Source organism: Streptomyces sp. NPDC003011 (assembly GCF_053591515.1).
Genome location: NZ_JBSFTY010000144.1, coordinates 1 through 13,824, shown reverse-complemented (window position 1 = coordinate 13,824; position 13,824 = coordinate 1). Strand labels below are relative to the sequence as shown.

Annotated in this window: 12 protein-coding genes and 1 pseudogene; 5 read left to right on the top strand and 8 right to left on the bottom strand. The window is 71.3% G+C overall.

Annotation, left to right across the window (positions count from 1 at the left end; all coding sequences use genetic code 11):
* Positions 1–58: 58 nt before the first annotated feature.
* The 3 genes from ACWD0J_RS39720 to ACWD0J_RS39710 form a co-directional block, all read right to left on the bottom strand.
* Positions 59–1,012 (bottom strand): SPFH domain-containing protein, encoded by a 954-nt coding sequence (locus ACWD0J_RS39720; RefSeq protein WP_451500735.1) that lies wholly within the window; start codon positions 1,010–1,012, stop codon positions 59–61.
* Between the two features lie 139 nt (positions 1,013–1,151).
* A complete protein-coding gene (locus ACWD0J_RS39715; RefSeq protein WP_451500734.1) occupies positions 1,152–1,583 on the bottom strand; it encodes an NfeD family protein in 432 nt (143 codons plus the stop codon).
* 94 nt (positions 1,584–1,677) lie between these two features.
* Positions 1,678–2,475, bottom strand: coding sequence for an ABC transporter ATP-binding protein (locus ACWD0J_RS39710; protein WP_451500733.1), 798 nt, complete (start codon positions 2,473–2,475; stop codon positions 1,678–1,680).
* 151 nt (positions 2,476–2,626) lie between these two features.
* Here ACWD0J_RS39710 and ACWD0J_RS39705 point away from each other — a divergent pair, with 151 nt between their 5' ends.
* Positions 2,627–3,415, top strand: coding sequence for a hypothetical protein (locus ACWD0J_RS39705; RefSeq protein WP_451500732.1), 789 nt, complete (start codon positions 2,627–2,629; stop codon positions 3,413–3,415).
* Positions 3,416–3,589: 174 nt separating this feature from the next.
* Here the strand turns inward: ACWD0J_RS39705 and ACWD0J_RS39700 are convergent, their stop codons facing one another.
* The 4 genes from ACWD0J_RS39700 to ACWD0J_RS39685 all read right to left on the bottom strand — a co-directional run bounded on the left by ACWD0J_RS39700 (position 3,590) and on the right by ACWD0J_RS39685 (position 6,200).
* Positions 3,590–3,829, bottom strand: a complete 240-nt coding sequence (locus ACWD0J_RS39700; protein ID WP_451500731.1) for a chaplin — start codon at positions 3,827–3,829, stop codon at positions 3,590–3,592.
* A gap of 188 nt (positions 3,830–4,017) precedes the next feature.
* On the bottom strand, positions 4,018–4,263 hold the full coding sequence (gene chpE, locus ACWD0J_RS39695) for a chaplin ChpE (RefSeq protein ID WP_451500730.1): 246 nt from the start codon (positions 4,261–4,263) through the stop codon (positions 4,018–4,020).
* A gap of 157 nt (positions 4,264–4,420) precedes the next feature.
* Positions 4,421–5,062: a response regulator gene (locus tag ACWD0J_RS39690; protein ID WP_451500729.1), complete on the bottom strand. Its 642-nt coding sequence runs from the start codon at positions 5,060–5,062 to the stop codon at positions 4,421–4,423.
* The gene (locus tag ACWD0J_RS39685; RefSeq protein ID WP_451500728.1) at positions 5,055–6,200 is read right to left on the bottom strand and encodes a GAF domain-containing sensor histidine kinase; all 1,146 of its coding nucleotides are present in this window, start codon (positions 6,198–6,200) and stop codon (positions 5,055–5,057) included. Before ACWD0J_RS39685 ends, ACWD0J_RS39690 begins: the two co-directional genes overlap by 8 nt.
* A gap of 185 nt (positions 6,201–6,385) precedes the next feature.
* Here ACWD0J_RS39685 and ACWD0J_RS39680 point away from each other — a divergent pair, with 185 nt between their 5' ends.
* The 3 genes from ACWD0J_RS39680 to ACWD0J_RS39670 all read left to right on the top strand — a co-directional run bounded on the left by ACWD0J_RS39680 (position 6,386) and on the right by ACWD0J_RS39670 (position 9,402).
* Positions 6,386–7,081: an SDR family NAD(P)-dependent oxidoreductase gene (locus ACWD0J_RS39680; protein ID WP_451500727.1), complete on the top strand. Its 696-nt coding sequence runs from the start codon at positions 6,386–6,388 to the stop codon at positions 7,079–7,081.
* The gene (locus ACWD0J_RS39675) at positions 7,078–8,172 is read left to right on the top strand and encodes an S-adenosylmethionine:tRNA ribosyltransferase-isomerase (protein ID WP_451500726.1); all 1,095 of its coding nucleotides are present in this window, start codon (positions 7,078–7,080) and stop codon (positions 8,170–8,172) included. The genes ACWD0J_RS39680 and ACWD0J_RS39675 overlap by 4 nt, the downstream gene beginning before the upstream one ends.
* 456 nt (positions 8,173–8,628) lie before the next feature.
* Positions 8,629–9,402, top strand: a complete 774-nt coding sequence (locus ACWD0J_RS39670; RefSeq protein ID WP_451500725.1) for a transglycosylase SLT domain-containing protein — start codon at positions 8,629–8,631, stop codon at positions 9,400–9,402.
* An 88-nt stretch (positions 9,403–9,490) separates the two neighbouring features.
* On the opposite strand, the gene ACWD0J_RS39665 is transcribed toward ACWD0J_RS39670, so the two are convergent.
* Positions 9,491–12,040, bottom strand: a complete 2,550-nt coding sequence (locus ACWD0J_RS39665) for an FHA domain-containing protein (RefSeq protein WP_451500724.1) — start codon at positions 12,038–12,040, stop codon at positions 9,491–9,493.
* Between the two features lie 252 nt (positions 12,041–12,292).
* Here ACWD0J_RS39665 and ACWD0J_RS39660 point away from each other — a divergent pair.
* Positions 12,293–13,741, top strand: a pseudogene (locus ACWD0J_RS39660) (streptophobe family protein); the annotation flags it as partial.
* Positions 13,742–13,824: the final 83 nt, after the last annotated feature.

Below are 13,824 nucleotides of genomic sequence, written 5' to 3'. Positions count from 1 at the left end.
GAACCGGGGCCCACCTCCGTCAGGAGGTGGGCCCCGGTTCCGTTCTGCGGACGAAGGGTCAGTCGATCGACGGCTTCTCCCGGCGTTCCGTGCCCCCGCCGTTGTCGGAGGATCCGCCGCCGCCCGAACCGCCGCCCATGCCACCGAAGTTGCCCATGGCGCCGGACAGACCCTTGAGGGCGTCGCCGATTTCGCTGGGGACGATCCAGAGCTTGTTGGCGTCGCCCTCGGCGATCTTCGGGAGCATCTGGAGGTACTGGTAGGAGAGGAGCTTCTGGTCCGCGTCGCCGGCGTGGATCGCCTCGAAGACCGTACGGACCGCCTGGGCCTCGCCCTCGGCGCGCAGGGCTGCGGCCTTGGCCTCACCTTCGGCCCGCAGGATCTGGGACTGCTTCTCACCTTCGGCGGTGAGGATGGCGGCCTGGCGGGTGCCTTCCGCGGTGAGGATCGCGGCGCGCTTGTCACGGTCGGCGCGCATCTGCTTCTCCATCGAGTCCTGGATGGAGGTGGGCGGTTCGATCGCCTTGAGTTCGACACGGTTGACGCGGATGCCCCACTTGCCGGTGGCCTCGTCGAGGACTCCGCGCAGGGCCGCGTTGATCTCCTCGCGGGAGGTCAGGGTCCGCTCCAGGTCCATGCCACCGATGATGTTGCGGAGCGTGGTGACGGTGAGCTGCTCGATCGCCTGGATGTAGCTGGCGACTTCGTACGTCGCCGCCCGCGCGTCGGTCACCTGGTAGTAGATGACCGTGTCGATGTTGACGACCAGGTTGTCCTGGGTGATCACCGGCTGCGGCGGGAACGGCACGACCTGTTCGCGCAGGTCGATGCGGTTGCGGATGGTGTCGATGAACGGAACGACGATGTTGAGTCCCGCGTTGAGGGTCCGCGTGTAGCGGCCGAACCGCTCGACGATCGCGGCGCTTGCCTGCGGGATGACCTGGATCGTCTTGATCAGTGCGATGAAGACCAACACCACCAGAATGATCAAGACGATGATGACCGGTTCCATCGTGCTCCCCGTACCCTTCTCCGCCTCGGCGCTTTCGGAAGATCTTATGGTTGTTGAAGATCTTGCTGGTCGAGTCTGTCAGACCGTCGCGTGCCTCGTGGGCGTTCCGTTCAGTTGCGTCATGTCCCAACTGACGTGCTCACATGACGATCGCGGTGGCGCCCTCGATCTCCACGACGTCCACTTCCTCGCCCACCTCGTAGGCGCGGCCGGTGTCGAGGGAGCGGGCCGACCAGACCTCACCGGCGAGCTTGATCCGGCCGCCGGTGCCGTCGACGCGTTCCAGGACGAGGGCTTGTCTGCCCTTCAACGCGTCCACGCCGGTGACGAACTGGGGTCGCTGGGCTCGGTGCCGGGTGGCGATGGGCCGTACGACCGCGATGAGGGCGACCGAGACGACGGTGAAGACGAGGACCTGGGCGACTGCGCCCCCGCCCAGGCCGGCCGCGGCAGCGGCGGCCACGGCGCCCGCCGCGAGCATGCCGAGTTCCGGCATCGCGGTCACCACGAGCGGGATTCCGAGCGCTGCCGCGCCGATGAGCCACCACACCCATGCGTCGATGTCGTTCACATGGTCATGGTAGGTCCGCGGGTCCCGCCTCCGACAGGGCACCGGGGCCGTGAACGGCCTTTTCTGCCCCGGAGTTTCACACCACGTCGCCGGTTCAGGACAGCGGAAGGCCCTGTGCGGTCCAGCGCTCGCCGACCTGCTCGACGACGAGCGGCAGGCCGAAGCAGAGGGAGAGGTTGCGGGAGGTGAGTTCGAGCTCCAGCGGACCGGCGGCGAGCACCTTGCCCTGACGGATCATCAGGACGTGGGTGAAGCCGGGGGCGATCTCCTCGACGTGGTGGGTGACCATCAGCATCGAGGGGGCGATGGGGTCGCGGGCCAGGCGGCCGAGCCGGCGTACCAGGTCCTCACGGCCTCCGAGGTCGAGGCCGGCGGCGGGCTCGTCGAGGAGCAGCAGCTCGGGGTCGGTCATCAGGGCGCGGGCGATGAGGGTGCGCTTGCGCTCGCCCTCGGAGAGGGTGCCGAACCGGCGCTCCAGGTAGTCGCTCATGCCGAGGCGGTCGAGGAAGGCGCGGGCGCGCTGCTCGTCGATGTCCTCGTACTCCTCCTGCCAGCCGGCGGTCATGCCGTACGCGGCGGTGAGCACGGTCTGCAGGACGGTCTGCCGCTTGGGCAGCTTGTCGGCCATGGCGATGCCGGCCATGCCGATGCGGGGGCGCAGCTCGAAGACGTCGGTGCCGGGCTTGCCGAGGGTCTCACCGAGGATGGTGGCGGTGCCCGTGCTGGGGTAGAGGTAGCTGGACGCGACGTTCAGGAGGGTGGTCTTGCCGGCGCCGTTGGGGCCCAGGATGACCCAGCGCTCGCCCTCCTTCACCGACCAGGAGACCTGGTCCACCAGAGCCCGGCCCTCGCGGACCACGGATACGTCCTGAAGCTCCAGAACATCGCTCATGAGCGCGTTGTCTCCCCTTGCAGTGTGGCCGGTCTCGGCTGTCGCGTTCGCCTGTGGCGCGGTCCGCCGCGCCGGTGGGCGCAGCCCTCCAGGAAATCTACGCCACCGGTCGGCCGTCCCCATCCATCGGTCCGGTCCTTAGGGTGGGGGGATGCTTTCGGAACCACGCTCTGGACTTCTTGCCGCTTGGGGAAATGCCCTGTTGGCCGGACTTGTGTCACCGGATGACGCCGTGCTCGCGATCGTCGGGGAGGACGCGGTGCACCGGGTCGAGGGGCTGCCGGGTGAGCCGGCGCCGGTCGGTCTCACGCTCGCGCTGGGGCGGCTGCGGTCGCTCGGGGTGGCGGGGCTGCGGGTCGCGCTGCCCGCGCCCGGTCATCCGCTGGGGCTGAGCGGGCCGCCGGAGTTCAACGCGCGGGCGTTGGCCGCGGAGCAGGCCGTGATCTGTCACGGGGCCGCGCTCGGGTTGGTGCCCGAGGTGTATGAGGCCGGTCCTGAGGGTGATGTGCATGTCGAGGTCGTGTGGCATGTGCTGCCCGTGCGGGAGGCGCCGCCCGCGGACGTGCCGTCGCTCGGGGAGGCCGAGCGGGAGCTGGCGGAGGCGCTGCGGGAGGCGACCGAGGTGCTGACGCGGTTGGACGTGGCCGGGTCGGGGCCGGTGGCGGAGGCGGCGCTCGAGGCGTACCGGGCGCGGGCCGAGCGGGGTCGGGAGGTGCTGGCCCCGGGGTATCCGCCGCGTGCGGTGCGGGTGCTGGAGCTGGCGCAGCGGGTGGGGCTGCTCGTCTCGGTGGCGTACGAGAACGGGCACGGGGCCGCGGTGAGCTCCGCGGAGATGGCGGCTCGGGCCGAGGCGTTGCGGCCGGTGGAGCGGACGGCTCGGCGGGCGCAGGTGGCCGCGTACAACGCGTATGTGGAGGAGCGGGAGAGAGGGGCGTGGTGAGCGCGGGTCCAGGGCGTGCCCGGTGTCGGGGCAGGCGGCGCGGTCCGGCGCCGGCGGGGTGCCGCCGCGCCGGCCCGCGCCGTCCCGGGCGGCACGACTGCCGGCCGTGACGTGGGGAAGGGCTCCCCGGAGTCGTCCTTGACTCTGGGGAGCCCTTCGTCGGCCGAGGTCGTGTCAGTCGTTCTCGCACTGGTTGCCGAAGGCGGGGTTCAGCAGGGCGATGATGTCGACGGTGTTGCCGCAGACGTTCACCGGGACGTGGATCGGGACCTGGACGATGTTGCCCGAGAGGACGCCCGGCGACTTCACGGCCGCGGCGTCGGCACCCGCGTCGGCGACTGCGGCGCCCGCGGAGGCACCCGTGGCGATACCGGCGACGGTGAGGGCCACGGCGGCCTTCTTGGCGATGTTCATGAGAAGCGCTCCTCCTGCGTGTGCGTGTCCGACCCGGCCACGGGTCGTGCGCTGATCAACGCGGGAGGAATCCGCGACGGTACGGGAAGGCGCGTACCGCTGCCCGTTCGGGTCATTGGGACGACAAACGGACCGGCCTCCCGGGTGGGGCCGGGAGGCCGGAAGTCGTTGCCGGTCGGTGACCGGTGTCAGTGGTTGACGCCGAGGTTGCCGAAGGCGGGGTTCAGCACGCCGATGACGTTCACGCTGTTGCCGACCGCGTTCACCGGGACGTGCACCGGGGCCTGGACGAGGTTGCCCGAGGCGACGCCCGGGGAGCCCACGGCCTTGCCGTCGGCCACCGCGCCGTCGGTGGCGGAGGCCATACCGGCGCCGGCGGCGATCAGTCCGCCGGCCATCATCGTCACGGCCGCTGCCTTCTTCAGGTTCTTCACTTCTGAGCCCTCCCTGGTGGTCGCCGCGGCAGTCGCCGCGGCACGCACTGGAGAACGGCGGAGGCCCGCGAAGGATGCGCCATCCGGGGGACATTCCCACGACGGTATGAATCTCAGTCCGGAGCGCGACGTTCCGTATTGCCGTGCGGAGAGCCTTTCAGCCGGTCAGGCCATGGCGTACGGCCCACAGGGCGGCCTGGGTGCGGTCGGACAGGTCGAGTTTCATCAGGATGTTCGAGACGTGTGTCTTGACCGTCTTCTCGGAGAGCACCAGGGCGCGGGCGATCTCGCGGTTGGAGCGGCCGTCCGCTATCAGCGCGAGCACCTCGCGCTCCCGCTCGGTGAGCGAACCGCTTCTCCCCTGGCCCGAGTTGGTCGCCTCCTGGGACAGCAGGGCGCCGGCGACCTCGGGTTGCAGGAGGATGTGGCCCGCGTGCACGGAGCGGATGGCGCCGGCCAGGGCGTCGGGGTCGACGTCCTTGTAGACGTAACCGGCGGCACCCGCGCGCAGGGCCGGGACGACCGTGCGCTGCTCGGTGAAGCTGGTGACGATGAGCACGCGCGCGGGGTTGTTCAGTTCGCGGAGCTTGCGCAGGGCGTCGACGCCGTCCATGCCCGGCATCTTCACGTCCATGAGGACGACGTCGGGCTTGAGTTCCTCCGCGCGGGCGACGCCTTCGGCGCCGTCGGCCGCCTCGCCGACGACCTCGATGTCGTCCTGCACTTCGAGGAACGTGCGCAGTCCCCGGCGGACCACCTGGTGGTCGTCGACGAGCAGCACCTTGATGGGGTCAGCCACCGGGCACCTCCATCTCGATCGTGGTGCCCTTGCCGGGCGCCGATTCCACCGTCAGCGTGCCACCGACGCCGCTCGTGCGGTCCCGCATGGAGACCAGGCCGAGGTGGCGTCCCGCGCGGCGGGTCCCGTGGGGGTCGAAGCCACTGCCGTCGTCCGTCACCCGCAGGACTGCTCCGTTGCCCCGCCGGTCCAGCGTCACGTCGACGTGCTCGGCGGCCGAGTGCCGCAGGGCGTTGTGCAGGGCCTCCTGGGCGACCCGGAGCAGCGCCTCCTCCTGGGCGGCGGGCAGGGCGCGGACGCCGTGGCTCGCGAAGGTCACGCGCGCGATGTGGGCGCGGTCGAGCACGTGGATCTGAGTGCGCAGGGTCGCGACCAGGCCGTCCTCGTCCAGTGCGGCGGGGCGCAGCTCGACGACCGCGGCGCGCAGTTCGTCGGCGGCCTCGGCGGCGAGCGCGGCCACCTGCTGGAGTTCGCCCTTGGCGCGGGACGGGTCGCGGTCGACGAGGGCGGCGGCGGCCTGGGCGGTCAGGCGCAGGGAGAAGAGTTTCTGGCTGACCGCGTCGTGCAGTTCGTGGGCGAGCCGGGAGCGTTCCTCGGCGATGGTCAGCTCGCGGCTGCGTTCGTAGAGGCGGGCGTTGGTGAGGGCGATGGCGGCGTGCTGGGCGAGGATGCCCAGGAGTTCCTCGTCCTCGGCGGTGAAGCCGCAGCTGCCCTCGGGTTTGGGGCAGTTCTTGTTCGCGAGGAACAGGGCGCCGATGACCTCGTCCTCGTCCCGGATCGGCAGGCCCAGGAAGTCCGACATCTCGGGGTGGGCGGAGGGCCAGCCCTCGAAACGGGGGTCCTTGCGCACGTCGGCGAGACGCTCGGGCCGGGCCTCGTGCAGCATCGCGGCGAGGATGCCGTGCTGGCGCGGGAGCGGGCCGATGGCCTTCCACTGCGCGTCGCTGACGCCGTCGACCACGAACTGGGCGAAGCCGCCGTGGTCGTCGGGGACGCCGAGGGCGGCGCACTGGGCGTCGAGCAGTTCACGGGCGGAGGCGACGATCGTCTTGAGGACGTCGCGCACCTCCAGGTGCCTGCTCATGGCCAGCAGCGCGGAACTCACCGCGGCGAGGCCGGACCGGGGGCCTTGACTCATGCCCTCACCGTACCGGCGGGGTGTGACACTCCGTATCGGTCCTGTGGCGGCCGTCACCTAGGCCGGTGGGTCTAGGCCGAAGGGCCTGCGGTGTTGCGGCCCGCGTCCGAGGCGGAGCGGGTGGCCCGGTTCCTAGGTTGGGGGCACGCCGGACAGGAGGCGTGCGGGACGAGGGGATGTGGGTCATGCCGGTAGCGATCATCACGGGGGCCTCGAAGGGGCTGGGGCGGGCGCTGGCCGACGCGCTGGCCGCCCGGGGCTGGGATCTGGTGCTCGACGCCAGGGGCACCGAGGCCCTCACTGAGGCGGCACGGGCCGTGTCCGCCCACAAAACGCGGGTGACGGCCCTGCCGGGAGACGTCACGGACGCCGGGCACCGCGCCGGGCTGGTGGCGGCGGCCCGGCGGCTCGGCGGGGTGGACCTGCTGGTGAGCAACGCGAGCGCGCTGGGCGCCGAGCCGCTGGTCCCGCTGGAGAAGCTGCCCCTGGAGGGGTTGCGGCGGGCCCTGGAGGTGAACCTGGTGGCCGCGCTGGGCCTGGTGCAGGAGGCGCTGCCGCTGCTGCGGGCGGCCGAGGCGGGTGCGGTGATCACGGTCAGCTCGGACGCGGCCGCCGAGGCGTACGAGACGTGGGGCGGCTACGGGGCGTCGAAGGCGGCCCTGGACCAGTTGGCGGCGGTGCTGGGCCGGGAGGAGCCCGGGCTGCGGGTCTGGGCGGTCGACCCCGGGGACATGGCGACGGACCTGTACGCGGCGGCCGTACCGGGCGACGAGGATCCGCGGCCGGAGCCGGCGGGTGTGGTCCCGGCGTTCCTGCGGCTGCTGGACGAACGTCCCGTGAGCGGGCGCTACGGGGCTCCCGCGCTGCTGGAGTCACGATGACGCCGGCGATGGGGGTGCCCGCGGCCGAGCCCGTCCGGGAGTGGGGGAAGGTTCCGCGGGAGCTGTCGGCGCGGGTGCCGGCCGAGCAGCGCGGGGCCGGGCGCGACCGGGACGCCGTACGGCTGCTGGTGTCGCGGGGCACGGAGGTGGAGCACCACGCGTTCGCGGAGTTGCCCCGGCTGCTGCGGGCGGGGGACCTGTTGATCGTCAACACGTCTGCCACGCTGGCCGCCGCCGTCGACGGGCGGATCGGGCACGCGCGCGTGGTGGTGCACTTCTCGACGCGTGGGGACGACGGGCGGTGGGCGGTCGAGCTGCGGGATCCCGACGGGAAGGGCACCACGCGCGCGCGGGCGGGCGGGCCCGCGGGGACGGAGGTGCGGCTGCCGGCGGGGGCGCGGCTGGTTCTGGAGGAGCCGGTGGCGAGGGAAGGCGAGCGGCTGTGGTGGGCACGGGTCCCGGGCACAGGGGGTTCGGGGGTGCTGGGGCTCCTACGCGGGTACGGGCGGCCCATTCGCTACTCCTACACGGAGCGGGACCAGCCGTTGTCCGTCTACCAGACGGTGTTCGCGCTGCCGTCGCCGGACGGGGCGGGCAGCGCGGAGATGCCGAGTGCGGCGCGGCCGTTCACCGCGCGGCTGGTGGCGGAGCTGGTGAGCCGCGGGGTGCAGTTCGCGCCGGTCACGCTGCACACCGGGGTGGCCTCGGCGGAGGCGCACGAGCCGCCGTATCCGGAGCGGTTCGCGGTGCCGGCGGCTTCGGCGCGGCTGATCAACGCGGTGCGGGCGGGGGACGGCCGGGTCGTGGCGGTCGGGACGACGGCCGTCCGGGCCGTGGAGTCGGCGGCCGGTCCCGACGGCCTCGTCCGCGCGCGTGAGGGCTGGACCGGTCTCGTGGTCACCCCGCAGCGCGGGGTGCGGGTGGTGGACGGTCTGCTCACCGGGCTGCACGAGCCGGAGGCCTCGCATCTGCTGATGCTGGAGGCGGTCGCCGGGCGGGCCGCGATCGAGCGCGGTTACGAGGAGGCGCTGCGCGGGCGCTACCTGTGGCATGAGTTCGGGGACGTGCACCTCGTCCTCCCGGCCGAGTAGGCCGAGTAGGCCGAGTAGGCCGAGTACGCCGAGTAGGCCGAGTACGCCGAGTAGGCCGAGTACGCCGAGTACGCCGAGTACGCCGACGAGACCTCAAGGCCCGGGCCGACGAGGCCGAGAGCCCTCACACAGAGCATTGCGTCAGCAACTGCCAGTGAGGCAACCGAGCGGCCGGTGTGAGCCCGCACATAGGGCGCAGATCACCTACGAAGCGAAATAGGAGACAAAGGCCTGCGCCCTGAACGGGCCGGACGTCTTGGTTTGTCCTATTTAGCCCTCCCCTGATCCACTACCCCTCTTCGTAGGTCACACCTTTGCCTGGGCATTTTGCGGCCGCTAAGAATTGCTCTCGTCGCTCAACGCCGCGGGTTCCGCCCGCGGCGTTTGTGCCGGAAGCACCCGTGTCCCCACCGGACGAAGAGCGACCTCCGCGCTATTCGAAGAGGTCCATCCCCCATGCCCAAGAACATCAAGACTCGAAGTCGTGCCCTGACCCGGACGCACAAGATCGCGATGACCGGTGTCGCCACGCTCGGTGCCGCCGCCGTCGCGTTCACCGCGGTTCCGGGCGGACAGACGACCACCTCCGAGGCCGCCTCCGCGCCGGCCCGGGTGGCCTACAGCTCCGAGCAGCTCAAGGGCCTGCAGTCGGGCGTCACCGAGCAGCTCGCCGGCGCCAGCCTGCAGGGCAAGGCCATCGAGGCCAAGGAGAAGGCCAAGGAGAAGGCCGAGGCGGAAGCCAAGGCGAAGGCCGAGGCCAAGGCCAAGGCCGAAGCGGAAGCCGCCGCGAAGAAGAAGGCCGCCGAGGCCGCCGCCAAGAAGAAGGCCGAGCAGGAGCGCAAGGCGAAGGAGGCCGCGAGCCGGTCCGCCGAGCGCGCCCCGGTCAAGGCCGTGGCCGCGAAGACCTACGCCAACAACCTCGACGGCTGGATCAGGCAGGCCCTGGACATCATGAAGGCCAAGGGGATCCCGGGCTCGTACAACGGCCTGCACCGCAACATCCTGCGGGAGTCCTCGGGCAACCCGAACGCCATCAACAACTGGGACATCAACGCCATCAACGGCATCCCGTCGAAGGGGCTGCTCCAGGTCATCCCGCCGACCTTCGACGCGTACCACGTCTCCGGCACCTCGACGAACATCTACGACCCGGTCGCCAACATCACCGCCGCCGCGAACTACGCGGCCGACAAGTACGGCTCGATCGACAACGTCAACGGCGCGTACTGAGGCCGCGCGGACCTCTCGAACGCCGAAGGGCGGCACCCCCACCGGGGTGCCGCCCTTCACCGTCGTCCAGCGCCTCACCTGGCGGTGGTCACTTGCGCATGACCTCGGGCTCGTGGCGGCGCAGGAAGCGGGCCACGAAGAAGCCGCAGATCACGCCGAGGACGATCAGGGCGGCCATGTCCATGCCCCAGGCGCCGGCCGTGTGCTCCCACAGCGGGTCGGTGTCACCGCCGTCCTTGGGCGGGCTGATCTTGTTGAAGTCCAGCGTGGCGCCCGCGGCGGCGACCGCCCAGCGGGACGGCATCAGGTACGAGAACTCGTTGACGCCGACCGCGCCGTTCAGGGTGAAGAGGCAGCCGGTGAACACGACCTGGATGATCGCGAACATGACGAGCAGCGGCATGGTCTTCTCGGCCGTCTTCACCAGCGAGGAGATGATCAGGCCGAACATCATCGAGGTGAAGCCCAGCGCCATGATCGGGATGGAGAGCTCGATCATGGTGGCGCTGCCCAGGATCAGGCCCTGCTCGGGGATCTCGCGGGTGGCGAAGCCGATGACACCGACCAGCAGGCCCTGCAGCACGGTGATGACACCGAGGACGAACACCTTGGACATCAGGTACGCCGAGCGGGACAGACCGGTGGCGCGCTCCCGCTCGTAGATGACCCGTTCCTTGATCAGCTCACGGACGGAGTTCGCGGCGCCCGCGAAGCAGGCACCGACCGCGAGGATCAGCAGCACCGTGGTGGCCGTGCCGTTCGGGATGATCCGGCCGGTCTTCGGGTTGGCCGGGTTGGGCAGCAGGCTGTTGCCCGAGTCGATGAGCAGGCTCACCGCGCCCAGGACCGCCGGCAGGATCACCATCAGCGCCAGGAAGCCCTTGTCGGAGACGATCACCGAGACATAGCGGCGCACCAAGGTGACGAACTGGGACATCCAGCCCTGCGGCTTGGGCGGCTTCATCGCCTGCATCGGCGGCATCTGTACGGACTGCGGTGCGACGGCGTCGATGTCCGCGGCGTACATCTGGTAGTGCTGCGAGCCCTTCCAGCGGCCCGCCCAGTCGTAGTCGCGGTAGTTCTCGAAGGCGGAGAAGACGTCGGCCCAGGTGTCGTAACCGAAGAAGTTCAGCGCCTCCTCGGGCGGGCCGAAGTAGGCCACCGAACCGCCGGGCGCCATGACCAGGAGCTTGTCGCAGATGGCCAGCTCGGCCACGGAGTGGGTGACGACGAGGACCGTGCGGCCGTCGTCGGCGAGGCCGCGCAGCAGCTGCATGACGTCGCGGTCCATGCCCGGGTCGAGGCCGGAGGTCGGCTCGTCCAGGAAGATCAGCGACGGCTTGGTGAGCAGCTCCAGGGCCACCGAGACGCGCTTGCGCTGGCCGCCGGAGAGGGAGGTGACCTTCTTCTCCTTGTGGATGTCCAGCTTCAGTTCGCGCAGCACCTCACCGATCCGGGCGTCGCGCTCGGCGCCCGTGGTGTCGGCCGGGAAGCGCAGCTTGGCCGCGTACTTCAGAGCCTTCTTGACGGTCAGCTCCTTGTGCAGGATGTCGTCCTGCGGGACCAGACCGATGCGCTGGCGCAGCTCGGCGAACTGCTTGTACAGGTTCCGGTTGTCGTAGAGGACGTCGCCCTGGTTGGCGGGCCGGTAACCGGTGAGCGCCTTGAGCAGGGTCGACTTGCCGGAGCCGGACGGGCCGATGACCGCGATCAGCGACTTCTCCGGAACGCCGAAGGAGACGTCCCGCAGGATCTGCTTGCCGCCGTCGACCGTGACGGTCAGGTGGCGGGCCGAGAAGGAGATGTCACCGGTGTCGACGAACTCCTCAAGACGGTCGCCGACCAGGCGGAACGTGGAGTGGCCGACGCCGACGATGTCGTTCGGGCCCAGCAGCTGCACGCCGCCCTTGGCGATCGGCTGGCCGTTGACGTAGGTGCCGTTGTGCGAGCCCAGGTCACGGATCTCGTAGCGGCCCTCGGGCGTGGCGTGGAACTCCGCGTGGTGGCGGGAGACCTGGAGGTCGGAGACGACCAGGTCGTTCTCCAGGGCACGGCCGATGCGCATCACGCGGCCCAGCGAGAACTGGTGGAACGTGGTCGGGCTGCGGTCGCCGTAGACCGGCGGCGCCCCCGCGCCACCACCGGGAACCTGCTGTGCGAACTGCTCACCCGGCCCCTGCTGCTGCGGGACGTGCGGCGCGGGCTGCTGCGGCTGCTGCCAGCCGGGCGCCGGGGCCTGCTGCGGCGTCTGCGGCGGCGCCGCCTGCTGGGCGGCCCAGCCCGGGTTGGCGCCCTGCGCGGCGTACGGCTGCTGGGGCTGTGCCTGCGGCGAGGCGACGGCGGCCGCGGCGCCGGAGAGGTTCAGACGCGGTCCGTCGGTCGCGTTGCCGAGGTGCACGGACGAGCCGGGGCCGATGTCCACCTGATGGATCCGCTGCCCCTGCACGAACGTGCCGTTGGTGCTCCCGTGGTCCTCGATCACCCAACCCCGGCCGTTCCAGCTGATCGTGGCGTGCCGCCAGGAGACCCTGGCGTCGTCCAGCACCACGTCCCCCTGCGGATCACGTCCGAGGGTGTATGACCTGGACGCGTCGAGCGTCCAGGTCCGTCCATTCAATTCCAGTACGAGTTCCGGCACTCCATGCCCCACTGAGTAGTCCCCCGAGTTACCCCCATCACAGGGAGTCTAGGGATGTCGAACATCGTCGGGAACTATTTCAGGCTCGGCCCCCTGACCGAAAGTCGGGCCTTGTGAAGAAGGCGTACGCCCGCTTCGGCTGTTTCCGTTGACGGGGTTGAAACCGGACCCGAGAGTGGTAATCCACGCGAGGGGGACATGCGCGGCCACGCGGCCACGCCGCGGATCGGGGGGTCTGCCATGAGTGCGTCCATGAGCGGCGAGACCACACAGCACGGCGCGAGGCTGCCGTGGGGTGACATCCTGCTGTCCGCGATCGCCGCCGTGAGCTGGGCGTTGATCGGGATGGCGGGCACGGCGGCGCTGGGCCTGCGCCTGCTGGAGGCGGACGCGGCGGGCTCTCTGGGTCCGATGACCGCGGCGGTGGTGGCTCTCGGGGCGGGTGGTTCTGTCACGCCGTCCGGTGATGTGTCCGCGTTCGGACTGACCGGCGCGCAGGCGGCGACCGCCGTCGAGATCACGCCACTCGGGGTCAGCCTGGTGGGCGGGCTGCTGCTGGCGTGGTTCTTCTTACGGTCGCTGCGCGCGGCCGGAGCGGTGATCGCGCCGTCCGAACTCCTCGCGCGCGCGGGCGCGGTGGTCGCGTCGTTCGTGGCGATGCTGGGCGGGCTGGCCTGGGCGGGCCATGACGTCATCACGATCGACGGGAGCTCCCTGGGGCTCGACGACCTGCCGGGCACTGGCGGGAGCGGCGGTATCGAGGTGCCCGGCGTGGGTGACATCGGGGAGATCGGGGACATCGGAGGGCTGCTGCCGGACCAGATCGGCGAGCTGATCGACGCGCGGGCGGCGGTCGGCTTCACGGTGGACACCGCGCCGACGCTGCTCGGCGGGCTCGGCTGGTCGGCCGGCATCCTGCTGATCGCGCTGCTGGCCTCGCGCCGGACCCCGCTGCCGCGCGGCTGGGAGGCCGTGCACAGGGCGGTCCGGCCGGCCGCGTCCGCCCTGGTCACGGTGGTGCTGACGGCGGTGGCCGCGGGGTTCGCGGCGGCGGCGTACGCGGCGACCGGCGACGACCATCCCCGGCGGATCGCGGGGGCGGCGCTGCTGGGCGCGCCGAACGGGGTCTGGCTGGGCGTGCCGGTCGGCCTGTTCGTGCCGTGGGACGGCCGGGCGACCGGCGAACTGACCAGGCTCCTCCCGGACCCCCTCGACGACCTCATGGCGGGCGGCTCCGACCAGAACGTCACGCTGGGCCGACTGGCCGAGCTGGACGGGCGGGTGTGGCTGCTGGGGGTCGCGGCGGGGCTGATGATGCTGCTGGCGGGGGTGCTGACCGCCGTGCGCACGCCTGTGGCGGGGATGGCGGTGGGCGGGGGTGTGGGGAGCTCCGGTTCGGGAGTGGCTCCGGGTACGGGGCCGACGGGGGCCGGGGATTCCACGAGCGGGGCGCTCGGCGGTGTACGTGATCCCGGGGGCCTCCGGTTCGCGGGGCGGTGTGCGCTGCGGCTGGGCATCGCGACCGCGTTGGCACTGCCGCTGCTCGCGTGGCTGACGGAGGTGTCGGTCGACGCCTCGCTCTCCGTCCTCGGCTTCGACGCCTTCGGCGCCGGCATCGACCTGCACGGGCACCTCGGTATGGCGCTGCTCCTCGGTGCGGTGTGGGGGGCGGCCGCGGGAGCCGCCGGCCCGTTGTTGGCGACGATCCCGACCGGGTGGCCGTGGATCCGGGCGAAACCGGTGACCAGGGTCTGCCCGAACTCGGTCTTGAACTCGGCGAAGCG

Excerpts from the sequence above, each read along its gene's own strand:
- ACWD0J_RS39710 (WP_451500733.1), bottom strand. The coding sequence starts at position 2,475 with ATGAGCGATGTTCTGGAGCTTCAGGACGTATCCGTGGTCCGCGAGGGC.
- ACWD0J_RS39670 (WP_451500725.1), top strand. The coding sequence starts at position 8,629 with ATGCCCAAGAACATCAAGACTCGAAGTCGTGCCCTGACCCGGACGCAC.
- ACWD0J_RS39700 (WP_451500731.1), bottom strand. The coding sequence starts at position 3,829 with ATGAACATCGCCAAGAAGGCCGCCGTGGCCCTCACCGTCGCCGGTATC.
- ACWD0J_RS39685 (WP_451500728.1), bottom strand. The coding sequence starts at position 6,200 with ATGAGTCAAGGCCCCCGGTCCGGCCTCGCCGCGGTGAGTTCCGCGCTG.
- ACWD0J_RS39675 (WP_451500726.1), top strand. The coding sequence starts at position 7,078 with ATGACGCCGGCGATGGGGGTGCCCGCGGCCGAGCCCGTCCGGGAGTGG.
- ACWD0J_RS39720 (WP_451500735.1), bottom strand. The coding sequence starts at position 1,012 with ATGGAACCGGTCATCATCGTCTTGATCATTCTGGTGGTGTTGGTCTTC.
- ACWD0J_RS39680 (WP_451500727.1), top strand. The coding sequence starts at position 6,386 with ATGCCGGTAGCGATCATCACGGGGGCCTCGAAGGGGCTGGGGCGGGCG.
- ACWD0J_RS39705 (WP_451500732.1), top strand. The coding sequence starts at position 2,627 with ATGCTTTCGGAACCACGCTCTGGACTTCTTGCCGCTTGGGGAAATGCC.